At 73.7% G+C, this 20354-nt stretch carries 22 protein-coding genes and 1 riboswitch; of the genes, 15 read left to right on the top strand and 7 right to left on the bottom strand.

Features of this window, described 5'->3' with window-relative positions:
* Positions 1-64 precede the first annotated feature (64 nt).
* Positions 65-307, top strand: a complete 243-nt coding sequence (locus AC2H4J_RS21870; protein WP_487467026.1) for a phosphoribosyltransferase — start codon at positions 65-67, stop codon at positions 305-307.
* Between the two features lie 170 nt (positions 308-477).
* On the opposite strand, the gene AC2H4J_RS21865 is transcribed toward AC2H4J_RS21870, so the two are convergent.
* The 6 genes from AC2H4J_RS21865 to msrA form a co-directional block, all read right to left on the bottom strand.
* On the bottom strand, positions 478-2061 hold the full coding sequence (locus tag AC2H4J_RS21865; RefSeq protein WP_487467025.1) for a methyl-accepting chemotaxis protein: 1584 nt from the start codon (positions 2059-2061) through the stop codon (positions 478-480).
* A 124-nt stretch (positions 2062-2185) separates the two neighbouring features.
* Positions 2186-2890, bottom strand: coding sequence for a hypothetical protein (locus AC2H4J_RS21860; RefSeq protein ID WP_487467024.1), 705 nt, complete (start codon positions 2888-2890; stop codon positions 2186-2188).
* 59 nt (positions 2891-2949) lie between these two features.
* On the bottom strand, positions 2950-3804 hold the full coding sequence (efeU, locus tag AC2H4J_RS21855; protein WP_487467023.1) for an iron uptake transporter permease EfeU: 855 nt from the start codon (positions 3802-3804) through the stop codon (positions 2950-2952).
* 73 nt (positions 3805-3877) lie between these two features.
* The gene (locus AC2H4J_RS21850) at positions 3878-5002 is read right to left on the bottom strand and encodes a class I SAM-dependent methyltransferase (protein ID WP_487467022.1); all 1125 of its coding nucleotides are present in this window, start codon (positions 5000-5002) and stop codon (positions 3878-3880) included.
* Positions 4999-5916: a haloalkane dehalogenase gene (locus tag AC2H4J_RS21845; protein WP_487467021.1), complete on the bottom strand. Its 918-nt coding sequence runs from the start codon at positions 5914-5916 to the stop codon at positions 4999-5001. The genes AC2H4J_RS21850 and AC2H4J_RS21845 overlap by 4 nt, the downstream gene beginning before the upstream one ends.
* 18 nt (positions 5917-5934) lie before the next feature.
* Entirely contained in the window at positions 5935-6588 is a 654-nt protein-coding gene (gene msrA / locus AC2H4J_RS21840; RefSeq protein ID WP_487467020.1) for a peptide-methionine (S)-S-oxide reductase MsrA, read from the bottom strand.
* Between the two features lie 69 nt (positions 6589-6657).
* Here msrA and AC2H4J_RS21835 point away from each other — a divergent pair, with 69 nt between their 5' ends.
* The 14 genes from AC2H4J_RS21835 (at position 6658) to AC2H4J_RS21770 (ending at position 17742) form a co-directional block, all read left to right on the top strand.
* Entirely contained in the window at positions 6658-7674 is a 1017-nt protein-coding gene (locus tag AC2H4J_RS21835) for an NADP-dependent oxidoreductase (protein WP_487467019.1), read from the top strand.
* Positions 7675-7677: 3 nt separating this feature from the next.
* Positions 7678-7908 (top strand): hypothetical protein, encoded by a 231-nt coding sequence (locus tag AC2H4J_RS21830; RefSeq protein WP_487467018.1) that lies wholly within the window; start codon positions 7678-7680, stop codon positions 7906-7908.
* Between the two features lie 70 nt (positions 7909-7978).
* A complete protein-coding gene (locus tag AC2H4J_RS21825; RefSeq protein ID WP_487467017.1) occupies positions 7979-8677 on the top strand; it encodes an alpha/beta hydrolase in 699 nt (232 codons plus the stop codon).
* Between the two features lie 38 nt (positions 8678-8715).
* On the top strand, positions 8716-9069 hold the full coding sequence (locus AC2H4J_RS21820) for a hypothetical protein (protein ID WP_487467016.1): 354 nt from the start codon (positions 8716-8718) through the stop codon (positions 9067-9069).
* Entirely contained in the window at positions 9066-10361 is a 1296-nt protein-coding gene (locus tag AC2H4J_RS21815) for an NAD(P)/FAD-dependent oxidoreductase (protein WP_487467015.1), read from the top strand. Before AC2H4J_RS21820 ends, AC2H4J_RS21815 begins: the two co-directional genes overlap by 4 nt.
* Complete coding sequence (locus AC2H4J_RS21810) at positions 10358-11128, top strand: DUF1365 domain-containing protein (RefSeq protein ID WP_487467014.1); 771 nt, start codon at positions 10358-10360, stop codon at positions 11126-11128. The genes AC2H4J_RS21815 and AC2H4J_RS21810 overlap by 4 nt, the downstream gene beginning before the upstream one ends.
* On the top strand, positions 11125-12408 hold the full coding sequence (locus AC2H4J_RS21805) for a class I SAM-dependent methyltransferase (RefSeq protein WP_487467013.1): 1284 nt from the start codon (positions 11125-11127) through the stop codon (positions 12406-12408). The genes AC2H4J_RS21810 and AC2H4J_RS21805 overlap by 4 nt, the downstream gene beginning before the upstream one ends.
* Entirely contained in the window at positions 12409-13176 is a 768-nt protein-coding gene (locus AC2H4J_RS21800; protein ID WP_487467012.1) for an SDR family NAD(P)-dependent oxidoreductase, read from the top strand.
* A gap of 85 nt (positions 13177-13261) precedes the next feature.
* Positions 13262-13693, top strand: a complete 432-nt coding sequence (locus AC2H4J_RS21795) for a rhodanese-like domain-containing protein (protein ID WP_487467011.1) — start codon at positions 13262-13264, stop codon at positions 13691-13693.
* Positions 13694-13732: 39 nt separating this feature from the next.
* Positions 13733-13836: riboswitch (TPP riboswitch) on the top strand.
* Positions 13833-14453: an ECF transporter S component gene (locus tag AC2H4J_RS21790; protein WP_487467010.1), complete on the top strand. Its 621-nt coding sequence runs from the start codon at positions 13833-13835 to the stop codon at positions 14451-14453. Its footprint overlaps the riboswitch before it by 4 nt.
* A 6-nt stretch (positions 14454-14459) precedes the next feature.
* A complete protein-coding gene (locus AC2H4J_RS21785) occupies positions 14460-15881 on the top strand; it encodes an ABC transporter ATP-binding protein (protein ID WP_487467009.1) in 1422 nt (473 codons plus the stop codon).
* Positions 15878-16633 carry an energy-coupling factor transporter transmembrane component T family protein gene (locus AC2H4J_RS21780; protein WP_487467008.1) on the top strand — a complete coding sequence of 252 codons (756 nt, stop codon included), beginning with the start codon at positions 15878-15880 and terminating at the stop codon, positions 16631-16633. Before AC2H4J_RS21785 ends, AC2H4J_RS21780 begins: the two co-directional genes overlap by 4 nt.
* Before the next feature lie 22 nt (positions 16634-16655).
* Complete coding sequence (locus tag AC2H4J_RS21775; RefSeq protein WP_487467007.1) at positions 16656-17219, top strand: DUF1697 domain-containing protein; 564 nt, start codon at positions 16656-16658, stop codon at positions 17217-17219.
* A gap of 94 nt (positions 17220-17313) precedes the next feature.
* On the top strand, positions 17314-17742 hold the full coding sequence (locus AC2H4J_RS21770) for an ATP-binding protein (protein ID WP_487467006.1): 429 nt from the start codon (positions 17314-17316) through the stop codon (positions 17740-17742).
* A gap of 4 nt (positions 17743-17746) precedes the next feature.
* Here AC2H4J_RS21770 and AC2H4J_RS21765 read toward each other — a convergent pair whose 3' ends face one another.
* The gene (locus AC2H4J_RS21765; RefSeq protein WP_487467005.1) at positions 17747-20275 is read right to left on the bottom strand and encodes a SpoIIE family protein phosphatase; all 2529 of its coding nucleotides are present in this window, start codon (positions 20273-20275) and stop codon (positions 17747-17749) included.
* Positions 20276-20354 lie beyond the last annotated feature (79 nt).

Here is a 20354-nt window from a genome sequence, read left to right as displayed (position 1 = left end):
GATCTACACGGGGATCGACCAGCGCCTGGACCTCCCGGTCGTGCTGCCGCCCACCCTGGACAGGGTGGACATCACAGGCAGCCGGGTGCTGGTCGCCGACGACGTCGCGGACACGGGCAAGACCTTGGAACTGGTCCGGGACTTCTGCTCCGGCTACGTCGCCGAGGTGCGGACGGCGGTCATCTACGAGAAGCCCCAGTCGGTGGTGTCGTGCGACTTCGTGTGGCGCCGCACCGACCGGTGGATCAACTTCCCGTGGTCGACACTCCCACCGGCGGTCCAGCGCAGCAGCCGCCCGGCCCACTGACGACGCCACCCGGCAGCGTGCTGGTCACGCTCCGGGCGTTGTCCCGCAATCGGCCGGTTCCCGGTACGGAATGGCCAGCTGGGGGACAACCCTCCCCTATGCGGAGATGAAAGCGGCGGCGGTGGGAAGCCCCCCACCGCCGCCGTCTCTCAGGTCGCTCCGATAGCGCGTCAGTACCGGAATCTCGCGACCGAGCTGTTGAGCGAGGTGGCCATGCGGGCGACCTCGTCGATGGCGGCCTGCGCGTCGTTCATCGCGCTGGTCGTGGAGGTCGTGGCCAGGGCGACCGCGTCGATGTTCTCCGCGATCTGACCGGCGGACTGTGCGGCCTCGGCGACGTTGCGGTTCATCTCCGCAGTCGTCGCGGTCTGCTCCTCGACCGCCGCGGCGATCGTGCTCTGCGAGTCGTTGATGCGGGCGATGATCGAGGAGATCTCGCTGATGGCCCGCACCGCACCCTCGGTGTCCTCCTGGATCGCCTGGACCCGCTGCGAGATGTCCTCGGTGGCCTTCGCCGTCTCCTGGGCCAGCTCCTTGACCTCGTTGGCCACCACCGCGAAGCCCTTGCCGGCCTCCCCGGCCCGCGCCGCCTCGATCGTCGCGTTCAGCGCCAGCAGGTTCGTCTGCTCCGCGATCGACGTGATGACCTTGACGACGCTGGCGATCTCCAGCGAGGACTCCCCCAGCTTGGCGACGGTCGCGGTCGTCGCGTCGGCCGACATCACCGCCTGGTTGGCGACCTTGGCCACCTCGGCGGCGTTCTGCGCGATCTCGCGGATCGAGGAGCTCATCTGCTCGGAGCCGGCCGACACGGTCTGCACGTTCGTCGAGACCTGTCCGGCCGCCGTGGCGACGATGCCGCTCTGCACCGAGGACTCATCGGCGAGCCGGGCCATGTCCTGGGCCGACGCCGACAGCTGCTCGGTGGCCGAGGCGAGGGTGGTGGAGCTGTCGCCGATCGCCGTCATGACCGAGCGCACGTTGGTCATCGAGGTCTCCAGCGCCTCCGCCATCTGCCCCACCTCGTCCTTGCTCTGCACACCGGAGGTGGCGCGCAGGTCGCCGTCGGCGAGCGCGGTCAGGACCGCGCCGACCTTGCGGAGCGGACCGACCACGGAGCGGGTCACGACGACGCCGAGCAGGGCGAGCACGAGAACCCCGGCGCCCGCCACGATCAGCGCCTGGGTGATGGCGGTGCTGCGCTGGTCCGCGCTGGCCTGCGCGGCGGCGGACGCCTCCGCGTCGACGGCGGCTCCGACCGTGGGCAACTGGTCCTCGAGGGCGGAGAACACCTTGAGGAACGCCGGGTACCCGGCCTGGGCCTGCGCCCGGCTCGTGCCCGCGAGGGTGATGATCTGCTTGGCGGAGGTCACGTACTGGTCGACGAGCGGCGTCACCTGCTCCACCGCGCTGTCGACCCCGGCACCCAGGTGTGCGGCGGTGATCCCGGTGAGGATCTCCTGGAACCTGGCCGAGTGCGCGGCGCTGTCGTCGACGGCGGACTGGTAGAGCGCGCCCGACGAGTTCACCAGCGCCTGCAGCACGTCGGCGCGGATGGCGTCGTGCATCATGTCCGCCTCGGCGGCGGTGGCCGACACCTTCCCCGTGGCGAGGATCTGCTGCGTCGTCGTCCCCGTGCCGTTCAGCGCCTGGACGGCGATGAGCGCGAACGCCCCCAGGGACACGGCGCCGGCGGCGACGAGGGCCCCCAGCTTCACGCCGAGCGGGCGATCGGACCAGAGCGAGTGCGCCATCAGGGTCTCCACGGGAGCGGGCCACCCGGTGGATTCCCACCGGTGCCCCGTTCTTCGGCCGCTCATTGGAGCGACTACAGCGGAAATCGTTGAAGTTCGAGACTTTCAGTCAGACCGGAGCGGCTCAGCCGACCGGAAGCTCGGCCACCAGGTCCTCGACGCCGTCCCCCTCGACGATGACCTGCCACGTCCCGGCGGCGTCCAGCTCGACGACGAGCTCGCCGGTGGCGCCCGCATCGACGTCCACCTCGCCGGCGACGCCCCCGTCGGGGTTCTTCAGCTCGAGGACCCGCGGCCCGTCGGCACCGTTGGTCAGCTTGAACTCGATCCGCTCGCCGGTGCTCGCGCCGCCGTCCAGGCCGGTGATCGCCTTCCCGTCCGTCGAGAGCTCGATCTCCCGGTCGTACCCGCCGTCCTCGGTCTGGTCGCTGGACGACGCGTCCCCGCCGCTGACCGTGATCGGCGTCCGGATCCCGTTGCCCCGCTGACCCGGCTTGCAGGCGACCTCGTAGGAGCCGCCGGCCAGGTCGACGTCGAGATTCCGCGAGATGCCGGGACCGATGTTCTCGACCTCGCCGACCACGCGGGTGAAGTCGCCGTCCTTCTCCCCGTACACGTAGACCTCGGTGGTCGACGAGCCCTTGTTGGTGACGGCGAACGTCACGGCACCGGCCTCGAGCTTCGTGCGCTCGAGTGTGCAGCTGTCCTCCCCGGCGGCCACCGCCACCGTGGTTCTGGAGGTCGACGCGGAACCTGCGTCGTCACCGCCACAGGCGGCGAGCAGCGGCGAGAGGGCGCCGACGAAGAGGAGGGCGGACCGCGACAGCACAGCAGTACTCCGATCAGGGCAGGAGGAAGCGGGAGAGAGCGACGGACGGAGGTGCGGCGTCAGCGGCCCGCGGCCGGGACCGCGGCGGACGCGGTCGGGGCCGGAGCCGCCGCGGGCGTCCGGGCCGGCCAGAGGAAGAAGACGAACACCGGCACGATGTAGACCACCCAGGCGATGGCCTGCAGCCACGTCGTGGCGGGCGTGAAGTTGATCGTCCCGCGCAGCAGCGTCCCGTACCAGCTGTCCGGGGGAACGGCGCCGGAGACGTCGAACGCGAGAGAGTTCAAGCCGGGGAGGATGCCGGCCTCCTGCAGATCGTGGATGCCGTAGGACAGCACCCCCGCGGCCACCACGACGAGGATCGCTCCGGTCCAGAGGAAGAACTTCGCGAGGTTGATCGTCAGGGCACCCTTGTAGAAGAGGTACCCGACCACCACAGCGGTCAGCAGGCCGAGCGCGGCGCCGAGCACCGGCTGCGTGTTCTGGCCGGTGGCCTGGATGGCCGACCAGATGAACAGCGAGGTCTCCAGCCCCTCCCGGCCGACGGCGATGAAGGCCGTCGCGATCAGCGCCCCGGTGCCGACGGCCAGTGCGGCGTCCATCCGGCCGCGCAGTTCCTTCGACAGGGAGCGGGCGGTGCGCCGCATCCAGAAGACCATCCACGTGACGAAGGCGACCGCGACGATCGACAGACTGCCGCCGAACGCCTCCTGTGCCTGGAAGCTCATCTGGTTGGAGGTGAAGGTGAGCAGCGCCCCGAACAGCAGGCTCACCGCGACCGCGGCCAGCACGCCCACCCACACCGGAGTCAGCCGGTCGCGTCGCCCGGTCTTGACGAGGTATGCGACGAGGATGCTGACGACCAGCGCGGCCTCGAGGCCTTCACGCAAGCCGATGAGGTAGTTGGCGATCACGAAGAGCTCCCGGGACGACGATGCTGTGGGGCGAGGTTAGCCTTGCCTCAGCTGAGCGTCCACATCGGGGCGGTCAGCGACGCGTCGACACCGTCACGGTGAACTTCGGCGTCTGCGTCGCGACGTCGGTCGGCCCCACGAGGCGGGCGAGCGTGGGCTTGTAGCGCAGGGCGCTGTTGTAGACGGTCCACAACTCGCCGCCGGGCCGGAGGACCCGGCCGGCCGCGGCGAAGAGCCGGTCCGCGGCGGTGGTGACGACGGCGGCCCCCACGTGGAACGGCGGGTTGCAGACCACCAGGTCGACGCTGCCGTCGGGGACGGACGCCGCCGCGTCGTCCCGCAGGACCCGGATCCGGTCCGCCACGCCGTTCGCCTCCGCCGTCGCCAGCGTCGAGGCGACCGCCGCGGCCGACTGGTCCACCGCCAGGACGGTCAGCTCCGGACGACGACGGGCCAGCGCCGCGGCCAGCACACCCGAACCGGCCCCGAGATCCAGCGCCGTCGCAGCCGGCCTCATCCGGTCGAGGCAGCCCAGCAGCGCCCGGGTGCCGATGTCGATCTTCGTGCCGGCGAAGGCCGCGCCGTGCGCGCACACGGTCAGGTCGACATCCTTGTGCTCCTGGCTGCGCGGGAAGGACGAGGCCGACGGCCTCGGCCCGCGCGCCACGAGCACCCGGGACTTCTGCCGGGCGAGGCTCGCCGACACCTCGCTGAAGGAGTCCCGGAGGACGTCGTTCATCGCGTGCGTCATGTGCTTGACCCGGCCCCCGACGAGCAGCGTCACGTCAGGCATCGCGGCGGCCGCCACCACCTCCGCGATCTCGCGCAGCGCGTCGAGAGCCTTCGGCGCCTGCGCCAGCACCAGCCGGGCGCCGTCGGCGAGCTGCGGGCCGAGCGGGACGGATCGGTACGTCCCGGCCAGTCCCGTCCGCTCCGCGTTGCGGGCCAGGGCCAGCTCACCGACGAGCAGATCCTGTGCGACCCGGACGTCGCGGGCGCCGTGCAGGGCCACCGCGCCCAGGGTCAGCGCGCCGTAGTTGTCGTCCACCACGGCGACCTCACCGGGGCCGCACCGCGCGATCAGGTCGGCGGCGAGGTCCAGCAGGAGACGGTCGGTGGCATCGACGGCGACCAGCTCCGGGGCGTCGACGTCCGGCTCCCGGCGCAGCAGCCCGAGCACGTCCTCGGGGACGGTCAACGGACCGCCGTCGATGCGATCAGGCCGACGACGACGCGGGCGAGTTCCGGGCCGACGTCCTCCTGGAGGAAGTGCCCACCGCCGTGCAGGGTGGTGTGCGGCATGCCCTGCGCCCCGGGAACCAGCTTCTGGAAGATCCGGTCGCCGCCGCCGGTGATCGGGTCCTGGTCGGAGAAGGCGGTGAGGAACGGCCGCTCCCAACGGGCCAGCACCTCCCAGGCGGCGCGGTTGGCCGCGCTCGCCGGGTCGTCCGGCCTGGTGGGGACGAGACCCGGCAAGGCGCGGGCCCCGGCCTTGTGCGCGTCGTCCGGGAAGGGCGCGTCGTAGGCGGCCACCACCTCGGGCGGCAGCGCACCGACCGTGCCGTTGGCGACGATCCGGCCGACCTCGAACCGCGGCGCGGTCTGCGCGAACTGCTGCCAGGCGAGGAACGCGTCGCTCATGGGCGAGTCACCGGTCGGCAGGCCGGTGTTGGCGACGACGACGCGCGCGAAGCGGTCGGGGTGCTCCGCGACCAGCCGGAGCCCGATCAGGCCGCCCCAGTCCTGACCGACGAGGGTGAGCCCGGTCAGGCCGAGCTCGTCGAGCACGGCCGCGCGCATCCACTCCACGTGAAGCGCGTAGCTGTAGTCGCTCGCGGCGGCAGGCTTGTCCGAGCGCCCGAAACCCACCAGGTCGGGCGCCACCACGCGCAACCCGGCATCGAGCAGCACGGGGAGCACCCGCCGGTAGAGGAACGACCACGAGGGCTCGCCGTGCAGCAGCAGCACCGGCTCGGCGTCCTGGGGGCCCTCGTCGATGCACGCCACCCGGAGCACGCCCCCGTCGCCGTCGGCGACCTCGACGAAGCGCGGGACCCACGGGAAGTCGGGCAGGTCGGGAAACCGGTCGTCCGGCGTGCGCAGGGCCTGCATGGTTGCGAAGCTACGGCCTCAGACGCCGGGGAGGCCGACCGGGCAGGAGACGCCGGTCGAGTGCACCGGGCAGTAGCCGTTCGGCACCTTGAACAGGTACTGCTGGTGGTAGTCCTCGGCGTAGAAGAACTGGCCCAGCGGGGCGATCTCGGTGGTGATCTCGCCGTAGCCGGCCGCGGTCAGCCGCTCCTGGTACGCATCACGGCTGGCCAGCGCGGCCTTCTCCTGCTCCGGCGTCTGGAAGTAGATGGCCGAGCGGTACTGCGTGCCGACGTCGTTGCCCTGGCGCATGCCCTGGGTCGGGTCGTGGTCCTCCCAGAACACCTTCAGCACCTGCTCGTGGGAGATGACCGCCGGATCGAAGACGACGAGCACGACCTCGGTGTGCCCGGTGCGCGCCGAGCAGACCTCCTCGTACGTCGGGTTCGGCGTGTAACCGCCGGCGTAGCCCGCCGCGGTCGAGTAGATGCCCGGCGTCTCCCAGAAGACCTTCTCCACACCCCAGAAGCACCCGGCGCCGAACACCGCGGTCTGCATGCCCTCGGAGAACGGCGGCTGGATGCGGTTGCCGTTGACGGCGTGCACCTCGGGCACGTGCGGGAGGGGCTCCGGGCGCCCGGGCAGCGCGTCCTCGGCGGTGACCGCCTGCGTCTTCAAGCGGGAGAACAACATGCTCCGAGCGTAGGCCCGGACCGCAACCAGGCCGCGCGCCGTCGCCGCGGGCCGGGCAGGATCGGACCCGTGCCCGTGCAGACCCGCGAATGGCAGCTTGCGGCTCGTCCGCACGGCGAGCCCACCCCCGACGACTTCCGCCTGGTGGAGACCGAGCGACCCGATCCGCAGGACGGGCAGGTCGTCGTCCGGATGCTCTACATGTCCGTGGACCCGTACATGCGCGGCCGGATGAACGCCGGGAAGTCCTACGCGGCGGCCTGGGAGGTCGGCGAGACGATGAAGGGCGGCGCGGTCGGCCGGGTGATCGACTCGCGCTCCCCCGCCGTCCCCGAGGGCGCCCTGGTTCTCGCCGACGCCGCCTGGCGCGACGTCGCCGTCCTGGACGCGGCGCACGTGCGGGTGCTGCCCGATCTTCCCGGGGTCCCGGCCAGCTACCACCTCGGGGTGCTGGGCATGCCCGGGCTGACGGCCTGGGTCGGCCTCTTCCGGCTGGCCGGGTTCACCGAGGGCGACGCGGTCTTCGTCTCCGGTGCCGCGGGCGCGGTCGGCAGCCTGGTCGGCCAGTTCGCCCGGCTGAACGGCGCCTCGGCGGTCATCGGCAGTGCCGGGACGCCGGAGAAGGTGCGCTGGCTGACCGAGGACGTCGGTTTCACCGCCGCCTTCGACTACCACGACGGGCCGGTGGCGAAGCAGCTCGCGGCCGCGGCGCCGGGCGGGATCGACGTCTTCTTCGACAACGTGGGAGGCGAGCACCTCGAGGCCGCCATCGGCGCCTTCAACGAGCACGGGCGGGCAGCCCTCTGCGGGGCGATCTCCGGGTACAACGCGGTCGAGCCGCAGCCCGGGCCGCGCAACATGTTCATGCTCGTGACCAAGAAGCTCAGCCTGCGCGGGTTCATCGTCAGCGACCACGCGGACCTGCACGGCGAGTTCATCGCCCAGGCGACGGAGCTCGTGACCTCCGGCCGGCTGGTCGTCCGCGAGACCGTGCGGGAAGGCCTGGAGGACGCCGTGCCCGCCTTCCTCGATCTCCTGCGCGGCGGCAACACCGGCAAGATGGTCGTCCGGCTCAGCGACACATGAACCGTGCCCATCGCGGGCAGTTCCTCCCGCATGTGGCTCTTCTTCACCCGCCGGCTGCGCATGTGGCTTCTCCTGACCGTGCTCGTCCCGCTCGGCACCGGCCTGCTCCGCCGGGTCGGCCGAACCCTCGAGCGGCGCAGCGGTCGGAGCCGCGTCAGCCGCGCGCTGCTCCGCGCCGGTGACCTGGGCGACCGGGCCCGCGCGAGGCTCCGCGGCGGCCGCCGCACCGCCTGACCATCCGCCGGCCACCCGGGCCGAACGCTGACGGACCGCCGCACGATCGACGAGAGCCGAGATCCGCTGCATGACATCCCCGCCCACCCCGACCCTCGAGAGCCATGCCGCCACGGGCGAGCTGCGCGGTCTGGCCATGTTCTGCCACGGCGGGACGGCGAGCAGCGTCGAACCGCCCCGCGAGGCCGCCCTGTCGCTGGTGCGCATGCGCGCGATCGAGCAGTTCGTCCGCTCCAGCACCGCCGACCGCGGCATCGCCACGCACCTGCTCCGCTACCGGGTCGCCGGCTGGAACGGGGCCGCCGCCGACGCCTACACCGACGTCCGCTGGGCGGTCGAGCAGTTGCGCGCCGAGCACGGGCCCGCCCTGCCGATCGTGCTCGTCGGCCACTCGATGGGCGGCCGGGCCGTGCTGCGCGCCGGCGGCGACCCCCAGGTCGCCGCCATCTGCGCACTGGCGCCCTGGACCCCACCCGGTGAGCCCGTCGACCACCTGCGCGAGCGCACCGTGGCGATCCTGCACGGCCAGGGCGACCGGTGGGTGCCCGCGAAGCTGTCGGCGGACTTCGCCCTCCGCGCCCGGGCGGCCGGCGCGGACGTCGCGCGGTTCGTGACGCCGGGGGGCCACTCCATGATCCGTGGAGCGCTGCGCTGGCACCGGTTCGTGCGTGACGTCGTCCTCGGGGGGACGGGGATCGAACCGATGCGGGCCGACATTGCGAATGCGCTGCGACAACCTGTTCCGGAGGGGCTCGCCGTCCCGCTCTGAGGCCCTCCGGACTCGCTCTCGAGTCAGGAGTGCTTCCCATGCCGGCCCTGTCCCGCGCTCTCGGCCTGTCCACCGTGGCCTTCGGTGCCCTGGAGTTCGTCACGACCGACCTCTGGGCGAAGCCGACCGGCATCTCCGGGCCGTCGCCCGCGATGCGCACCTGGCACCAGACGCTCGGCGCCCGTGACGTGCTCTCCGGGCTCGCGATCACCTTCGCCCCCGCCGGTCCCGCGCTGCGGGCGGCGACGCTGTTCCGGATCGCGTCCGACGCCACCGACGCGCTCGCCTTCGGGCTCAACGCGCCCGACGCCCGGCGGAAGGCCAAGGCGGTCGGGGCCGCGCTCGGCTTCGCCGCGCTCAACGCGCTCTCGCTGCGCTGGACCGGCAAGTGACGTCAGCGCCGTCCGCCCGGCCGACCGTCGCCGTCGTCGGCGCCGGTGTCGCCGGGCTGACCGCGGCCTACCTCCTGCAGCGCACGCACGACGTCACGCTGTTCGAGGCCGACGCGCGGCTCGGCGGGCACGCGCACACCCAGGATGTCGTCACCCCCGACGAGCGGGTCGTGCCGATCGACACCGGCTTCATCGTGCACAACGAGCGCACCTATCCGAACCTGCTCCGGCTCTTCGGCGAGCTCGGCGTGGCCACGCAGCCCACCGAGATGAGCATGTCGATCACCTGCGAGGGGTGCGGGCTGGAGTACGCCGGCGCCCGCGGCCTGGCCGGCCTGTTCGCCCAGCCGCGGCTGGCCCGCAACCCGGCCTACCTGCGGATGCTCGGCGAGGTCAAGCGCTTCCACGCGCACGCCCGGCGGCTGATCGAGCACGCCGACGGCGGCGCGGCCGACGACGTCGACGCCCTCACGCTGGGCACGTTCCTCGCGCTCGGCGGCTACTCCCGGTACTTCGTCCGGCACTTCATGATCCCGGTCGTGTCCTGCGTCTGGTCGAGCGGGACCCGCACCTCGCTGGAGTACCCCGCCCTCTACCTGTTCCGGTTCCTGGACAACCACGGGATGCTCTCGGTGACCGGCTCCCCGCAGTGGCGCACCGTCACCGGCGGCTCGCGGACGTACGTCGAGCGGGCGGCCAAGGGTCTGACCGGCGTGGAGACCGGCACCGGCATCCGCGCGGTCACCCGGCACGCGGACGGCGTCGAGCTGATCGACGAGGACGGCCAGCGGCGCGCGGCGGACGCCGTCGTCGTCGCCACCCACCCCGATCAGGCGCTGCGGCTGCTCGCCGACCCCACGGACGACGAGCAGGCCGTGCTCGGCGCGTTCCGCTACTCCCGCAACGAGACGCTGCTGCACACCGACGCGCGCGTGCTGCCGGCCGCCCGCCGGGCCCGCGCCTCGTGGAACTACCGGATGGACGCCTGCGCCGGAGGCTCGGACGACGTCCAGGTCAGCTACTGGATGAACCGGCTGCACGCCCTGGACGAGCCGCTGGACTACCTGGTCACCCTGAACGCGACCGACCGGATCGAGCCCGGCACCGTGCTGCGCCGGATGGTCTACGAGCACCCCGTCTACACGCCGTCGTCGGTGGCCGCGCAGCGGCGGCTGCCGGCGCTCAACACCGGGCGTACCGCGTTCGCCGGGGCCTACCACGGCTGGGGCTTCCACGAGGACGGCTGCGCCGCCGGGGTCCGGGCGGCCGCCGCGTTCGGGGCCCGCTGGTGACCGCCGTCCCCCCGGTCGCGACCCCCGCCCTCTACGACGTCCGCATCGCGCACACGCGGACGACGCCGCTGCGCAACTCCTTCGAGTACCGGGGCTACCTCTGGCTGGTCGATCTGGACGACGTCGCCGCGGGGCGGCTGGTCCAGGGCCGGCCGCTGCCGCGCTGGCTGCGGTCGCAGGCGCGGTTCGACGCGGCCGACCACCTCGGCGACCCGGCGTCCTCGATCAGGGACAACGTGGTCGCGCTCGCCCGGGACCACGGCGTGGACGACGTCTCCCGGGTGCTGATGCTCGCGTCGGCGCGCTCGGGCGCCGGGCGCGCCTCCTACGTCTTCAACCCGCTGTCGACGCACTGGTGCTACCGCGCCGACGGGTCGCTGGCCTGCATCGTCGCGGAGGTGCACAACACCTACGGGCAGCGGCACGCCTACGTGCTGCGGCCGGACGGGGCCGGACGGGTGCAGGTGGACAAGGAGTTCTACGTCTCGCCGTTCTTCGAGGTGGACGGCCGCTACCTGATGCGGTTCTCGGCGCCGGCCCCGCAGCTGCGGATCAGCATGGCGCTGCGCAGGGACGGTGCGACGCCGTTCACCGCCAGCGTGCGCGGCGAGGCCCGCCCCGCCACGGCGCGCAACGTCTTCCTCACCGCGCTGCGGTTCCCGATGATGTCTCTCCGGGTCGCCTTCCTGATCCGGCTGCAAGGAGGAAAGCTGTGGTTGCGCCGACTGCCCGTCGTCCCCCGTCCTCCGAGCGGGAGCCCGGCGTGACCACCGTCCAGCGGCCCCGGATCGAGCGGGCCGGCTTCCCCGTGCCCCGCCCGGACGAGGCGCACTGGCCCGGTCTGGCCACGCCGCCGAAGGCGCCGGTGCACGCGCGGATCGCCGAACTGATCTTCCGGCGCGCCGTTGCCCCGCTGCCCGTGCGGGTGGTCTTCCCCGACGGTCGCGTCCTGGGCTCCGGCGGCAAGGACGCCCCGGTCATGCGGCTGGTGCGCCCGGCGGCGGTCTTCGCCCGATTGGGCGCCGACGTGAAGATCGGCTTCGGCGAGGCCTACATGACCGGCGACTGGACGACGGGGCCCGGCACCGACCTGGCCGATCTGCTCGCGCCGTTCGCCGGGCGGATGGCCTCGCTCGTTCACCCGCTGCTGCAGCGGCTGCGGCACGTCGTGGAGCGCACCCAGCCGGCGCACGAGGAGAACAGCAAGCAGAACAGCCGGACCAACATCTCTCGGCACTACGACCTGTCCAACGAGCTGTTCGAGCAGTTCCTGGACGAGACGATGACCTACTCGTCGGCCTGGTTCGAGCCGGGCGACTCGCTCGCCGACGCCCAGCGCCGCAAGATGGACGGCGTCCTCGACCTGGCGCGCGTGCGGTCAGGCATGCACGTGCTCGAGATCGGCTCCGGCTGGGGCGGGCTGGCCATCCGCGCGGCCCGGGAGCGTGGCGCGCGGGTGACCACCCTGACCCTGTCGACCGAGCAGCAGGCGCTCGCCCGGCGGCGCGCAGACGAGGCGGGCGTGGGGCACCTGGTCGACGTCCGGCTGCAGGACTACCGGGACGCCACCGGCCGGTACGACGCGATCGTGTCGGTCGAGATGATCGAGGCGGTCGGGGAGGCCTACTGGCCGACCTACTTCTCGGCACTGGACGGCCTGCTCGGCCCCGGCGGCCGGGTGGGACTGCAGGCGATCACCATCGCCCACGACCGGCTGCTGGCCACCCGCCGCAGCTACACCTGGATCCACAAGTACGTCTTCCCGGGCGGGATCATCCCGTCGATCCGGTCCATCTCGGACAACCTGGCGGCCCACACGCGGCTGTCGATCGTCGAGCGCCGTGACCTGGGCCCGCACTACGCGCACACCCTCGCGCTGTGGCGGGAGCAGTTCCTCGGCAACTGGGAGAAGCTCGCCGGCTCCTTCGACGACACGTTCCGCCGGATGTGGGAGTTCTACCTCGCCTACTGCGAGGCCGGCTTCCGCGTCGGCTACCTGGGGGTCAGCCAGCTCGGCCTGGCCCGGCCCCCGTTCCCGGGCGCCTGAGTGGAGATCCGGGGAGCACGGATCTGGGTCACGGGTGCGTCGAGCGGCATCGGCGCGGCCCTGGCCCGGGAACTCGCCGTCCGAGGGGCCTCGGTCGCGATCAGCGCACGGAACGCCGACGCCCTGCGCGCGGTCGCAGACGGTCGGATGCACGTCGAGCCCCTCGACGTCACCGACCGAGCGGCCACGGTGGCGGCGGGCGATGCAGTCCGGGAGGCGCTGGGTGGCCTGGACGCGGCGGTCCTCAACGCCGGCACGTGGTCACGGTTCCACGTGGAGCAATGGGACAGCCAGGCGTTCGCCGACCACCTGCAGACGAACCTCATGGGGGCGGTGCACACGCTGGAGGCCGTCGTCCCGACCATGCTCGCGGAGGGGCGTGGGCGGATCGTCGGTACCGCGTCGGTCGCGGGCTACCGCGGCCTTCCCGGCGCCGAGGCGTACGGGTCGACCAAGGCCGCGCTGCTCAACCTGCTCGAGTCGCTGCGCGGCAGCCTCGGCCCGCGCGGGGTCGTCGTGCAGACCGTGGCGCCGGGATTCGTGAAGACGCCGATGACCGACCGGAACACCTTCCCGATGCCGTTCATGGTGTCGCCCGAGCGAGCCGCACGGGCGATCGCCGACGGGATGGCGAAGGACAAGGCCGAGATCGTCTTCCCGCTGCCGATGATGCTGATGATGAAGGCGGCCCGGCTGGTGCCGGTCCGGGCATGGACGGCGGCGACCGCCGCGATGACCCGCCGCGGGATGAGCGGGGACAGCAGGTAGCGCACCGGGAAGCGGCAGGAGACCGGCGGACATCGGCAGTTCCCGGCCTCGTCCCGCGACGGGCGTCGTCCCTGGCGTCGCCACCATGATCGTCGACTGGACCACCGAGCCCGCAGCCGCCGCCTACTTCGGCCGCCGTCTCGCCATGGAGACCGACGTCAGCGACGTCGCCGCGGCGCTGGACTCGGGCCGCCCCGGCTTCGTGCTGGTCGACAGCCGCAGCGTGCAGGCGTGGCAGCAGGGGCACGTGCCGGGCGCGGTCCACCTGCCCGCACGGGAGATCGCGGCGCGGGCGGACGGCGAGCTGGACCGGTCCGTCCCGGTGGTCACCTACTGCTGGGGCCCGGCCTGCAACGGCGCTACCCGGGCGGCGCTCGCCCTCGCCCTGCTCGGCTTCCGGGTGCGGGAGATGCTCGGCGGATTCGAGTACTGGGCCCGCGAGGGTCTCCCGGTCGAGACCGGCGCCGGGGTCCACGCGCCACCGGCCGACCCACTGACCGTGGCCTGCGGGTGTTGATCTCCCACGGGCAGGTCTACGCTCGGCGACACAACCGAACACACGCAGCAGGGGAGCGCTTCGGCGCTGAGAGTGCGGGACACCGCAGACCCTCGAACCTGATCCGGGTCATGCCGGCGCAGGGAGTCTGGAGGAAGCAATGGCCGAACAGGCCGTCCGTCCGTCGTCCGATGCCACCGAACCGGCTCCGGCCGGCAGCCGCTGGCGCACCGTCGACATCGTCGTCACCGCGGTCCTGGGCGTCGCCTTCGGCGTCGTCTTCTGGGCCTGGAACCTGCTGTGGGCAGCGACCGGCGCCGCCTTCACCGCGTTCCCACCCGCGCAGGCGTTCATGTACGGCGTCTGGCTGCTGCCGGCCGTGGTGGCGCCGCTGATCGTCCGCAAGCCCGGCGCCGCGATCTTCGCCGAGACGGTCGCCGCGATCGTCTCCGCCCTGCTGGGGGCACAGTGGGGCGCCCAGGTCGTCGTCTACGGGCTCGTCCAGGGGCTCGCCGGCGAGCTCGGCTTCGCACTGTTCCGCTACCGGCGCTTCGGCTGGCTGCAGGCCGTGGTCGCCGCCGCCCTCGCCGGGCTGGCGGCCGCGGTGCTCGACCTCGTGTACTGGTACCCGGTCTGGGCGGCCGGCTGGAAGCTGACCTACGTCGTGGTGGTCGTCGCCAGCACCGTGGTCGTGTGCGGGATCGGGGGCACCGCCCTGGTCCGGGCGCTGGCCCGCACCGGCGCACTCAGCTCGTTCGCCGCCGGGCGAAGCCGCGTCTGACCCGCGGTGACCACCCTCGGTGGCACCCGGACGGCGACCGGCCCGGTCCGCGTCGTCGCCCGGGGCCTCGGTGTCCGGCACCCCACCCGCCGAGCCTGGGCCGTGACCGGCGTGGACGTCGTTCTCGAGCCCGGGGAGCGCGTGCTGCTCACCGGCGCCTCGGGTGCCGGCAAGTCCACCCTGCTCGCGGCGCTGGCCGGGATCCTCGACGCCGAGGGCGCGGAGGTGACCGGCGAGGTCACGGTCGACGGCGGCGCACCGCGCGACGCCCGCGGGCAGCTGGGTCTCGTCGCCCAGGACCCCGACAGCCAGCTGGTGATGACCCGGGCCGGGGACGACGTCGCCTTCGGGCTGGAGAACGCCGGGGTGCCGGCGGACGAGATCTGGCCGCGCGTGGACGACGCCCTGGCCGCGGTCGGCTTCACCTACGGCCGCGACCGCCCGACCCAGGCGCTCTCCGGCGGGGAGAAGCAGCGGCTGGTCCTCGCCGGTGTGCTGGCCCGGCGGCCGGGCCTGCTGCTGCTCGACGAGCCGACGTCACAGCTGGACGCACCGGGCGCGGCGCTGGTGCGCTCGGCGGTCGCCCGGGCCACCGCCGATCGCAGCGCCACCACGATCGTCGTCGACCACGACGCGGCGCCGTGGCTCCCGCTGGTGGACCGCGTGGTCGAGGTGGTGGCGGGCGGTCTGGTGTCCCACGGCCCGGACTGGCGACCGCCGGTGCACTCCGTCGGGCTGCACCTGCCGCCGGCGGCGACCGGCGCGCTCCTGCTGACCGCGGACGACGCCGGCTTCACCTACCGCGGCAGCCCGGCCCCCGCCCTGCCGCCGGTCAGCGCGTGCCTCCGGGGCGGCCGTGCGCTGGCCGTGACCGGCCCCAACGGCACCGGCAAGTCCACCCTGGCGCTGCTGATCGCCGGGCTGCGCGCCCCCACCAGCGGCCGGGTGGAGGCCACGACCGAGCTGGCCGCCGGTGTCCGCCGCGGCCACCGGGCACCGCACCGCTGGCGGGCCGGTGAGCTGGTCACCCGGATCGGCACCGTCTTCCAGAACCCCGAGCAGCAGTTCCTGACCGGCCGGCTGCGCGACGAACTCGCCCTCGGGCCGCTGCGCTCCGGGGAGCACGCCACCGCCGCCCGCGCCACCGCCGACGCCCTGCTGGACCGGCTCGGGCTCGCCGCGTTCGCCGAGGCGAACCCGTACACGCTCTCCGGAGGGCAGCAGCGCCGGCTCTCGGTGGCGACGGCGCTCGCCACCGCCCCCCGGGTGCTGGTGCTCGACGAGCCGACCTTCGGCCAGGACGCCGCCACCTGGCGCGAGCTGGTCGCCCTGCTGGCCGAGCAGCGCGCCCGCGGCTGTGCGGTCGTCCTCGTCACCCACGACGCCGATCTCGTCGACGTGCTCGCCGACGAGCGGCTGCAGCTGTGACCTCCCTGGCCCTCGGACCGACCGCGGACACCCCGCTCGGCCGGATCAACCCCGTCGCCCAGCTGACCGCGATCGGCGTGGTCACCGTCGTGCTGCTGACCAGCCTGGACCTCGTCACGCCCGCCGTGGTCGTCGCCGCCGAACTGTGCCTGCTGCCCGCCGCCGGTCTCGCGACCCCGCGCGCCCTGTGGCGCCGGACCTGGCCGCTGCTGCTCGGCGCCACCTCGGTGGGGCTGGTCAACGTGCTGCTCTCCGCCGACGCCGGCGTCGTCACCGGCGCGGGGCTGGCACTGCGGGTCGTCGGGCTGGCGCTGCCCGGTGTCCTGCTCGTCGCCACCACCGACCCGGTCCGCCTGGCCGACGCGCTCACGCTGCACTGGCACGTCTCCACCCGCTTCGCCTTCGGCGCGCTCGCGGCACTGCGGTTGGTGCCGTTGCTGGCCGGCGAGTTCGAGGCGCTGCGGCTGGCGCGGCGCGCGCGGGGCGTCGAGGCCCGCGGCCCCGCAGCCCGGGCCCGGCTGTTCTCCGGCGTCGTGTTCGCCCTGCTGGTGGGCGCCGTCCGCCGCGCGTCCCGCCTCGCCACCGCGATGGACGCCCGCGGGTTCGACTCCGGCATCCCCCGGACCAACGCCCGCGGGTCGCGGCTGCACCGCCGCGACGCCGCGTTCGTCGCCGCGGCGGTCGCCGTCTGCGCGCTCGCCGTCGCCCTCAGCGTGGGCACCGGCGCCTGGCACCCCCTCTTCTCCGGCTGACAAGGCGCGCTACGGTGCCGCCGTGGCCCCCTCCCCGACGCGCTACGTGGCGCTGCTGCGCGGCATCAACGTCGGCAAGGCGCGACAGATCGGGATGCCGCGGCTCACCGAGGTGCTCACCGCCCGCGGCCACGGGAACGTCCGCAGCCACCTGCGCAGCGGCAACGTCGTCCTGGACAGCCCGCTGAGTGAGGCCGAACTGGTCGCCGACCTGGAGCAGGCGATCGAGAAGGAGTTCGGCTGGGCCGTTCCGGTCGTCGTCCGCACCGGAGCGGAGCTGGCCGGCGTGATCGCCGGCAACCCGCTGGCGGCGGTCGCCACGGATCCCGCCCGGTACCTCGTCACCTTCCTGCCGGAGGCACCGGCCGAGGACAAGGTCGCCTCCCTGCCGCCGGTCGAGGACGGCGGCGGCGAGTACCAGGTGCGGGGGCGCGAGCTGTACCTCTGGCTGCCCGACGGCATCGCGAACACCCCGCTCGGCGCCTGGAAGTGGGACCGCCTGCTCGCGGTGGCGGGCACCGGCCGGAACTGGAACACCGTCACCCGGCTCGGCGAGCTCTCGAGCGGCTCACCCACTCAGGGGTGATCCGGGTCGCATCAGGTTTGGGCCGCCCCCGCCGAGCCGATACGGGAGTGTTCGGCCGACGACAACGGCCGCGAACCAGCAAGGGGAACGACGGATGACAGGGCACGCGGCGGGCGCGGTCTGGCCGTCCGCGTCCCCGCCACCCGCGTCGGCCGCGCTCACCTGGCAGCTGGCGGACGTGGCCGAACTGCCCGGGGTCCGCGCCCAGCTGCGCCGGAACACGACCTCGGACGCGTCGGACCCCGATCTGCTCGACCAGCTGATCCTCGCGTTCGACGAGATGGCCTCCAACGCCCTGCGGCACGGCGGCGGTCAGGTGCGGGCCACCGTCCGGTTCACCGACACGGCGTACCTGATCGAGGTCTCCGACGGTGCCGCGTCCGCGCCGCCCACGCCGGCCGTCGGTCGCGACCCCAGCGAGGGCGGCCTCGGCCTCTACCTGATCGCGGAGATGGCCACCGAGCACGGCTGGTACGTCGACGGCGGCGCCAAGTACGTCTGGGCGCTCCTCCCCCGCGGCTGACCGATCAGCCGTCCGCGGGCGGCTCCCGGTGCAGCCGGACGGCGACGAGCGCGACGTCGTCCTCCAGCCCGCCCGGGCGCAGCCGCTCGATGACCTCGTCGCAGAGCTCGGCCAGCGGGCGCTCGCCCAGCTCGGCCAGCACCGCCTTCAGCCGGGCGATGCCGTCGTCCAGGGGCAGGTCGCGCCCCTCGACGAGGCCGTCGGTGTAGAGCAGGAGCGTCGCGCCCGCGGCCACGGTCACCAGGGACTCGGTGCGCACGGTGCCGGGATCCACGCCGAGCATCAGCTCGGCCCGCGCCGTCGACAGCTCCGCGATCGTCCCGTCGGCGGCGATCAGCAGCGGCGGCGGATGCCCGGCGTTCGACCAGCGCACGCGCGTCGTGCCGGCCGCCCGCTCGGCGTCGGTCTGCTCCAGGCGCGCGATCGCGGCGGTGGCCATCGTGTCCATGCCGAGGCCCTCGATGGCGTTGTCCAGCTCGGTGAGGACGGCGCCGGGCCCGGTGCCGTCCCGGTAGGCGATGCCGCGCAGCATGCCCCGCAGCTGACCCATGGCGGCCGCGGCCTCGGTGTCGTGCCCCACGACGTCCCCGATGACGACGACCGTCGAGCCGGACGGCTGCACGAAGGCGTCGTACCAGTCGCCACCCACCTCGGCGGCCCGGACGGCCGGGCGGTAGCGCACCTCGATCTCGGTGTTCGCGGGCTCGGGCGGCGCGGTCAGCAGGCTGCGCTGGAGACCCTCGGCCAGCCGCCGCTGCTGCTCGTACAACCGGGAGTTGTCCAGCGCGAGCGCGACCCGATCGGCCACCTCGCGCATCGTGGCGACGTCCTCGGCGTCGGCGGCCGGCCGGGCGCCGGAGCGGTAGATGCTCAGGGCGCCGACCGTGCGGCCGCGGGCCAGCAGCGACAGCGCGACGGCGGTGCTGGGCGCGAGCTCCTCGAAGGCCCGGCGCACCGGGCCGGGCGGCAGCGTCCGGCCCACGCTGGCCGCGACGTCGTCGACCACCATCGGCCGGCCGGAGCGCAGCGCCTCCACGATGGGTGCGGTCGAGCGCAGCGCGCCCAGCCGGAGCCTGGAGTAGCGGGCCGCGGTCTCGCGGAGCTCCGGGTCTGCGTGCCAGCTCGCCACGTCGAACAGCCGGCCGTCCTCCCCCACGAGGCTGGCGATCACCCAGTCGCCGAGAACCGGCACGACGGCACGGGTCAGCCGCCGCACGGCCTCCTCCTCGCCGCTGTCCTCGGCCAGGGCGTCGGTGACCGCGGACGTCGTGGTGGCGATCACCGCCAACCGGGCCGCCCCCCGGCGGGCCTCCTCCTCGGCGGTCTTCCGCTCGGTGACGTCCAGGAAGTAGACCGACAGCCCGTCGGGGCTCGGCCAAGCCCGCACCTCGTACCAGGAGTCCAGCGGCGCGGGGTAGTAGGCCTCGAAGACACGCTCCTCGCCGGTCGCCGCGGCCCCGCGGTAGTGCTCCTCGAAGTCGCTGCCGACCGACGCCGGGAACAGCTCCCAGACCGAGCCGCCCAGCAGTTCCTCGCGCGAGTGCTGCAGCAGCCGCTCGGCCTCGGCGTTGACGTAGTCGAACCGCCAGTCCTGGTCCAGCGAGAAGAAGGCGGCGTTCATGGACTCGAGCACCCGGACGACGCGGGCCCCCTCGGCCTGCTGCCGGGTGATGTCGAACCCGGCGCCGAGGAACCGGGTCGCCGCCCCGTCGTCGTCGGCCACGACCCGGCCGCGGCTCTGCAGCCAGCGGATCTCCCCGGAGGGGAGCACGATGCGGAACGACGCGTCGAAATCGCCACGGGCCTCGACCGCGACGCGCATCGCCTCCACGGTCCGGTCCCGGTCGTCGGGATGCAGCCGCCGGACGAAGGCGTCGATCGTCTCGTCGAAGTCCTCGCGCCGGTAGCCGAGGAGCGCCACCATCTGGTCGTCCCAGACCAACCGGCCGCTGGACAGGTCCCAGTCGAAGCTGCCGATCTCCGCGGCGTCGATGGCCAGCTCGAAGCGCAGCCGGTGCGCCTCGTACTCGCGGGAGAGTGCCGAGAGCTCCAGCTCGGTCGCGGCCGACTCGGCCAGCTGACGGAGGAGGGCGACGTCGTCGTCCGCCCAGACCCGCGGTGCGCGGGTGGCCACGGCCAGGGTCCCGACGGGTGAGCCGTCGAAGGCGAGCAGGGGCACGCCGACGTATCCGACGACCAGCCCGTCGACGACCGGGGACAGGCCGCCCACCCGCGGATCACGGGCGGCGTCCCGGAGCACGAGCGGCTGCCCGTCACCGGACAGGGCGACAGCGCTGAGCGAGTCCGCGAGCGGGAGCTGGGCGCCGAGGGTGCCACCGGGGAGACCGTGGGCACTGACGACGGTCTCGACGTCGCCGACCAGGGAGACCGCCGCGGCGTCGGCGTGGAGCAGGCGGGCGGCGAGCGCGGTCAGGCGCTGCAGCGGCTGCGAGCCCAGCGCCGTGGACTCCAGCCGGCGGACCGCTGCCGTCCGCTCCCCGGACGAGCCGGCGCCGGGCTCGGGGGCGGTCACGGGGAAGGTCCTTCCGGCGGGCGGGGTGGGGCGTGCGGTCCCAGCATTCCGGCCCGGGAGCCGCCGATCGGCACCGGGG

The organism is Blastococcus sp. OS1-29 (genome assembly GCF_057628075.1).
This window is presented reverse-complemented; position numbering and strand designations above follow the sequence as displayed.

What these genes read in the sequence shown, in the direction of transcription:
- AC2H4J_RS21770 (WP_487467006.1), top strand. Translation starts at nt 17,314, where the DNA reads ATGACAGGGCACGCGGCGGGCGCGGTCTGGCCGTCCGCGTCCCCGCCA.
- AC2H4J_RS21795 (WP_487467011.1), top strand. Translation starts at nt 13,262, where the DNA reads ATGATCGTCGACTGGACCACCGAGCCCGCAGCCGCCGCCTACTTCGGC.
- AC2H4J_RS21820 (WP_487467016.1), top strand. Translation starts at nt 8,716, where the DNA reads ATGCCGGCCCTGTCCCGCGCTCTCGGCCTGTCCACCGTGGCCTTCGGT.
- msrA (WP_487467020.1), bottom strand. Translation starts at nt 6,588, where the DNA reads ATGTTGTTCTCCCGCTTGAAGACGCAGGCGGTCACCGCCGAGGACGCG.
- AC2H4J_RS21790 (WP_487467010.1), top strand. Translation starts at nt 13,833, where the DNA reads ATGGCCGAACAGGCCGTCCGTCCGTCGTCCGATGCCACCGAACCGGCT.
- AC2H4J_RS21865 (WP_487467025.1), bottom strand. Translation starts at nt 2,061, where the DNA reads ATGGCGCACTCGCTCTGGTCCGATCGCCCGCTCGGCGTGAAGCTGGGG.
- AC2H4J_RS21825 (WP_487467017.1), top strand. Translation starts at nt 7,979, where the DNA reads ATGACATCCCCGCCCACCCCGACCCTCGAGAGCCATGCCGCCACGGGC.
- AC2H4J_RS21845 (WP_487467021.1), bottom strand. Translation starts at nt 5,916, where the DNA reads ATGCAGGCCCTGCGCACGCCGGACGACCGGTTTCCCGACCTGCCCGAC.